The sequence below is a fragment of the Bacteroides sp. NSJ-48 genome (genome assembly GCF_014287405.1).
GTDB classification, from domain to species: domain Bacteria; phylum Bacteroidota; class Bacteroidia; order Bacteroidales; family Bacteroidaceae; genus Bacteroides; species Bacteroides stercoris.
In genome coordinates, this window is the sequence record NZ_JACOOD010000016.1 from 86,555 (window position 1) to 92,880 (window position 6,326).

Sequence of the window (6,326 nt, forward strand, 5' to 3'; positions counted from 1 at the left end):
ATGATAGGGCTGCCCCCTTTTTTGTCTTTTTCCGAAAATGAACGAATCCTTCAATTAAAAACACTTATGATTATCCTACGTACCGTAAAAAACATTTCATCGCTGAACATAGCAGCGAGCGTGCTTTTGTTTCTGGCGGCTATCCTGGCCGCTGTGGTTGCCAACTCGTCCCTGTCGCCCGTATACCAGGATTTCCTGCTTCAGGAGCTGCATCTGCGCATCGGCAACTTCAATCTGTTTTCGCACGGCGGGCATCCGCTGAAGATGATAGAATTCATTAACGACTGCCTGATGACCGTTTTCTTTCTGGCAGTGGGCCTGGAGATAAAGCGCGAATTGCTGGTGGGGGAACTGTCCTCTGTGCGGAAAGCGGCTTTGCCTTTTATTGCGGCATGCGGGGGGATGGTGGTTCCGGTTGTCATCTATGCGTTGTCGGTTGCCTCCGGCACTCCCGAAACCCGGGGGATGGCTATCCCGATGGCCACGGACATTGCCTTCTCATTGGGCGTGCTCAGTTTGCTGGGCAAGCGTGTGCCGTTGAGCCTGAAAATATTCCTGACGGCATTTGCCGTGGTGGACGACATCGGCGGCATACTGGTCATCGCATTGTTCTATAGCGCTGACGTGGCATACGGATACCTGATTGCGGCGGCTGTCCTGTACGTGTTCCTCTACTATATGGGTAAGTTCGGCGTAACGCAGAAGATATTCTTCCTCTTCTTCGGTGTGATTATCTGGTATCTGTTCCTGCAGTCGGGCATACACAGTACGATTTCGGGTGTGATACTGGCGTTTGTGATACCGGCGCGTCCGCGCTTGGATGCGGGCAAATACATCGAGCGGATTCGCGACATCATCGGGGAGTTCCCGGTTTCCAAGTCGGATAATATCGTGCTGACCAATGCGCAGATTGCCACGTTGAAGCAGGTGGAGCGGGCATCGGATTATGTTATCAGCCCGTTGCAGTCACTGGAGGACAACCTGCACGGGGCGGTGAGCTTCGTGATACTGCCGCTGTTTGCCTTTGCCAATGCCGGTGTGGTGTTCAGCGGTAGCGGCAGCATCGTGGGAGATGTGAGCATTGCTGTGGCGGCTGGCTTGCTGCTGGGCAAGTTCCTGGGGATATACCTGTTTACGTGGCTGGCGGTGAAGAGCGGCGTGGCGCTGATGCCGGCGGGGATGAACTGGAAGAATATAGCGGGCGTCTCTCTGCTGGGCGGTATCGGGTTTACCGTATCGTTGTTCATAGCCAACCTTTCCTTTGCGGACGAATATCCGGAATTGCTGAACCAGGCGAAATTCGGGGTGCTTGTAGGGACGGTGCTTGCCGGAGTACTGGGGTATGTGGTGCTGAATTGGGTGCTGCCGAAGAGGGAGAAGTGAGGTGGTTTGTTTCGGAGAGATTTTTAGGCACGGATTACGCGGAATTACGCGGATTTCAGGAATTACGCGGATTAGTACGGATTATACAGAATTTACGAACTACACAGAATTTACGGATTTAATACGGATTACACGGATTTCATGGAAATGTAAAAGAAGGTAATGTTGTCCGAAAGAACAAAGAACAAAGTAAATCCGTGAATTCCGTGTAATCCGTGCCTGAAATAGAATAATGTTACTCCTTGATATGAATCAGCAGATTTGCCAGAATAGCCGTTATCCCACCCGTTGTGATGCCGGATGCGAAGATGTTCCGCAGCGTTTCCGGCAGTTGGCACAGTATTTCGGGAACCAGCTCCACACTGAGGCCGAGCGAGAAACTGACAGCCATGACAAGGGTAGCCTTCCGGTTGATTTCCTGCGCTGCAATGATGCGGATGCCTGCCGCCGCCACCGTACCGAACATCAGCAGAGTAGCGCCGCCCAATACGGGTTCGGGCATCAGTGAAAACACCAGTCCCACGGCAGGGAACAGGCCGAGCAGCACAAGAAAGGCTGCAATGTAATAGCCCACATACCGGCTGGCAACTCCGGTCAGTTGTATCATTCCGTTGTTCTGTGCAAAGACGGAGTTGGGGAAGGAGTTGAGCGCACCCGCCAGCATGGAGTTGAAGCCGTCGGCAAGGATACCGCCCGAAGCGCGCTTTACGAAGGTATCTCCTTCCACCGGTTCGCCGGAGATAAGGGAGTTGGCGGTGATGTCGCCGTATGCCTCGATGGCGGTAATCATGAAAATAAGTCCCAGGGCGATGATGGTGGACAGGTCGAAGTCCAGTCCGTAGCGGAAAGGCATCGGCAGGTTGAAGCCGCCGTAGCTTTGTATCGAGGAGAAGTCGATGATGCCCATGAACCAGGCTGCGATGTAGCCTATTACCAGTCCGATGACGATGGAACTCATGCGCAGGTAGCGGTTGGAACTCCGGTTGAAGGCGATGATAAGCAGCAGTACCGCCGCGGCAAGGCCCACATGGCGGAAACTGCCGAAGCTGCCGTCCGCCTGTGCCGTGGCTCCGCCGCCGCAGGCTGTGATTCCTACTTTTATCAGGCTCATTCCGATGAGGGTGACTACGATGCCGGATATCAGCGGCGTGATAATCTTCTTAGTGTATTTCAACACCCGGCTTATCAGCATCTCCACGCTTGAAGCCGCCATGCAGGAACCGAAAATCAGGGGAAGCCCGCCCAGCATTCCGGCAGAGATGATGGGACCTATGAACGAAAAGCTGGTTCCCTGGATGCAGAGCAGCCCCGTGCCCAGTCCGCCGAACCTGCGGCATTGGATAAACGTGGATATGCCGGATGCGAACAGCGCCATCGAAACCAGGTAGCCGGTGGTTTCCGCATCGAGCTTCAATGCGCCCGCAATGATGAGCGGCGGGGTGATGATGGCTACGAATATGGCGAGCAGATGTTGCAGCGCAGCGAAGAAAGCTTCCTTAAAAGGCGGCTTGTCGTTCAAGCCATAAATCAGTCCGTTTCCCTGTTGTTTTTCCATCGCTCCGGGTTATCTGATTTTGATTTCACAGTTGTCAAGGCTTTCGATGATGGCAAGCGATTCTACATGGATGCTCTGGCTGCGCAGCTCGTCACCACCGTGCTGGAAGGCTTTCTCTATGATGAATCCCATGCCCACCAGTTCCGCGCCAGCCTGCTTCACCAGGTCCATGATGCCTTTGGCAGCGTTTCCGTTGGCAAGGAAGTCGTCGATGAAAAGCACCTGGTCGCCGGGTGCGAGGAAATCCTTGCTGACGCATACATCGTACGAGCGTTGCTTGGTGAACGAATACACGGAAGTAACCAGCATATTCTCCATCGTGCTCGGTTTCTTCTTCTTGGCAAACACTACGGGCAGCTCCAGCAGATAGCCCACCATGATGGCGGGAGCGATGCCGCTGGCCTCGACGGTGATAATCTTGTTGATACTGGTAGAGGCGAAACGTCTTACGAACTCCACGCCGATGGATTTCATCAGTATCGGGTCCATCTGGTGATTGATGAAGTTATCCACTTTCAGTATGCCTCCCGGATAGCATTTTCCGTCTTTGAGAATACGGTCTTTTAAAGTTTTCATAATGTATCAAGTCTTGTCTTAAGAGTTATTTATTGTCTTCTTGTTCTGCATCTTCCTGTATCTCCTCTTTGGGCAGCAGCCTTGCCGAGATGCGCTTCTTCGGGGTGAGGCTCATGTCCTTCAGCATTTCAGCCTGGCGCACTACGCTGCCGTTGCCTTCGGAGAGCTGGTTGAGGGCTTTGTCGTAGTCCTTCTGCAAGGTTGTCATGCGGTCGCCGAGGGTGAGGAAGGTGTCGGTAAAGCCTACAATCTTTTCGTACAGGGCAGTGCCGCGCTTGATGATGGCCTGCACGTTTTTCACCTGGTTTTCCCGCTTCCACAGGTCGAGCGAGAGACGCAGGGCGCTGATGAGGTTGGTGGGGCTCATCAGTACCACCTTCTTGTTGTAGGCATACTCCCAAAGGTTGGCGTCGCTCTGGATGGCGAGCAGGTACGCGCCCTCCGTGGGGATGAACATCATGACGAAGTCCGGCGCCTTGATATCGTAGTGCGAATAGTCCTTCCGGCTGAGCTCGTCGATGTGGCTGCGGACGGACTGCAAGTGCGCCTTGAGCCAGCGCGCCTGCTCGTCGCGGTCTTCGGCGGAGGTGTAGGCGGCGTAGGCGGTGAGGGAGACTTTGGAGTCGATTATCATCTCGCGTTCGTCGGGATACCTGATGAGGATGTCGGGCTGCATCTTCTGTCCGCTCTCTTCGCTGACAATCGCTTCGCCGCGCTCGTCTTTCAGGAACTCCTGGCGGAAATAGTGCTCGCCCTCAATCAGGCCGGATGCCTGCAAGAGGCGTTCCAGAATCATTTCGCCCCAGTTGCCCTGCATCTTGGAGTCGCCCTTCAGGGCGCGGGTCAGGTTGTTGGCATCCTCGCTGAGACGGTTGTTCAGTTCCACCAGCTCCTTAATGCGTTCGCCCAGCGAGAAGCGCTCTTTGGCTTCGGTGCTGTACACCTGCTCTACTTTTTCCTTGAAGTCCTTAATCTTCTCGTCGAGGGGGCGCAGCAGGTTGCCCAGATGCTCGGCGTTCAGTCTGGTGAAATCCTCGGTCTTGCTTTGGAAGATGCGGTTCGAAAGGTTCTCGAACTCGGTGTTCATACGCTTGTGCAGGGCTTCGGCCTCTTCTTTCTGTTCGGCGAGGCGTTGTTCCCATTGCCGTTGCTGCTGGGCGATGCGCTCGCCGAAGGAATGTTCCTGCTGGACAAGGCGTTCGTTGAAACTGCGTGCCTGCTCGGCGAGGCGTTCGGCAAACAGCCGTTCCTGTGCGTCCAACCGTTCCGAAGCCTGGCGGGCGGCTTCCTGCAAACGTTCCTCGGCAATGGAGCGTTCGCGGGCGATGCGTTCTTCGGCGGTGCGGTTCAGCAGGGCTTCACGCTCTCCGGCGGCTTCTACCTGGGTCTTCAGGGCAGCGGCTTTTCTGCCGGCCGTCAGATAGCCGATAACGGCTCCTGCGATAATCCCGGCGGGTAATAGGATGATATTCATAATTGCATATAAGGAAATAAAGTTTCGGCAGGCGGTACCGGCAATACCATCGGGCGGTACGGGAAATACCAATAGTTGGTATGAAGAATACCAACGGTTGGTACAGACAATACCAAAGCGTGGTACAAGGAGTACCAACGGTTGGTACGGAGTGTACCGCACGGGGGGACATCTTGCGGCCTGCCGTCTTGCATTTATTGTGTCAGTATCTCGTTTCCGTCTTCGGTGATAAGAATCATGCTTTCCCACTGGGCGGAAGGCAGACCGTCGTCCGTGCACACCGTCCAGCCGTCGGCTTCGTCAATGAATACCTCGTAGCTGCCCATGTTAATCATCGGCTCGATGGTGAACGTCATGCCCGGTACTATCAGCATGCCCGTGCCGCGTTTGCCGAAGTGCTCCACGTCCGGCTCTTCGTGAAACTTGATACCCACGCCATGCCCGCAAAGGTCGCGCACCACGCTGTAGCCGTTCTTCTCGGCATGTTCCTGGATGGCGGCGCCCACATCGCCCAACCGTGCCCAGGGCTGTGCAGCCTGTATGCCGATGTCGCGGCACTCCCTGGTCACCTGCACCAGGCGTTGCATTTCGGGGCTGACTTCCCCGATCATATACATGCGCGACGCGTCGGAGAAATACCCTTTGTAGATGGTGGACACGTCTACGTTTACAATATCTCCGCTGCGCAGGAATTCCTTTGTGCTGGGGATGCCGTGGCACACCACATCGTTGATGCTGACGCATACGCTCTTCGGAAAACCTTCGTACAGGAAGGGAGCGGGGATGGCGTCGTGGTCTGTCGTAAAGCAGTATACCATGTGGTCTATCTCTGCCGTGGACATTCCCTCGCGGATATTCTCCGAGATGTAATCGAGCAGGGCGGTGTTTATCCTTGCGCTTTCGCGTATGCCTGCCAGTTGCTCTTCCGTACGCAGCAGATGGCGTGACGGCAATTTGTATCCTTCTCTTTTATAATGCTGTATCTTGGCTTCTACTTCATCGGAATAGTTTTTAGGAGCAAACCGGACTCCTTTTACGAACTTCTTCATGATTGCATATTTTATAAACGATGTGCAAAAATACGAATAATTTGGGTGTGCGTATTTATAATGCTTGAATAATTAGAAACCGATTTGCATTTTATCATGTGAGAACAATAAAAAAGAGGTTGTGTCAAAATGCTGACACAGCCTTTTTTTATGCGCAAAGCCCAGACTTTCTCAAGCCCGGGCTTTGTTATTACCCAAAGTTTTCGTATCTTTAGGCATAAAGTTTTTCGTTATGGCAAAGTTACATTTTCGTCCTTACATTCCCAACCAAACCGTTCTTTTTCCACAA

General features: G+C 53.8%; 5 protein-coding genes. 1 reads left to right on the forward strand and 4 read right to left on the reverse strand.

The genetic code is table 11. The annotated features are described in order from the left end of the window. Positions 1 to 66: 66 nt before the first annotated feature. Positions 67 to 1,383: a Na+/H+ antiporter NhaA gene (gene nhaA / locus H8S52_RS09800; protein WP_117740075.1), complete on the forward strand. Its 1,317-nt coding sequence runs from the start codon at positions 67 to 69 to the stop codon at positions 1,381 to 1,383. A 235-nt stretch (positions 1,384 to 1,618) separates the two neighbouring features. Here the strand turns inward: nhaA and H8S52_RS09805 are convergent, their stop codons facing one another. The 4 genes from H8S52_RS09805 to map form a co-directional block, all read right to left on the reverse strand. Next, positions 1,619 to 2,938 (reverse strand): nucleobase:cation symporter-2 family protein, encoded by a 1,320-nt coding sequence (locus H8S52_RS09805; RefSeq protein WP_005653755.1) that lies wholly within the window; start codon positions 2,936 to 2,938, stop codon positions 1,619 to 1,621. A gap of 9 nt (positions 2,939 to 2,947) precedes the next feature. Beyond that, positions 2,948 to 3,514 carry a xanthine phosphoribosyltransferase gene (xpt, locus tag H8S52_RS09810; protein WP_186909713.1) on the reverse strand — a complete coding sequence of 189 codons (567 nt, stop codon included), beginning with the start codon at positions 3,512 to 3,514 and terminating at the stop codon, positions 2,948 to 2,950. Between the two features lie 25 nt (positions 3,515 to 3,539). Beyond that, positions 3,540 to 4,988: a DNA recombination protein RmuC gene (gene rmuC, locus H8S52_RS09815; RefSeq protein WP_186909714.1), complete on the reverse strand. Its 1,449-nt coding sequence runs from the start codon at positions 4,986 to 4,988 to the stop codon at positions 3,540 to 3,542. 194 nt (positions 4,989 to 5,182) lie between these two features. Beyond that, positions 5,183 to 6,037, reverse strand: coding sequence for a type I methionyl aminopeptidase (gene map, locus H8S52_RS09820; protein ID WP_005653762.1), 855 nt, complete (start codon positions 6,035 to 6,037; stop codon positions 5,183 to 5,185). Between the last annotated feature and the right edge of the window lie 289 nt (positions 6,038 to 6,326).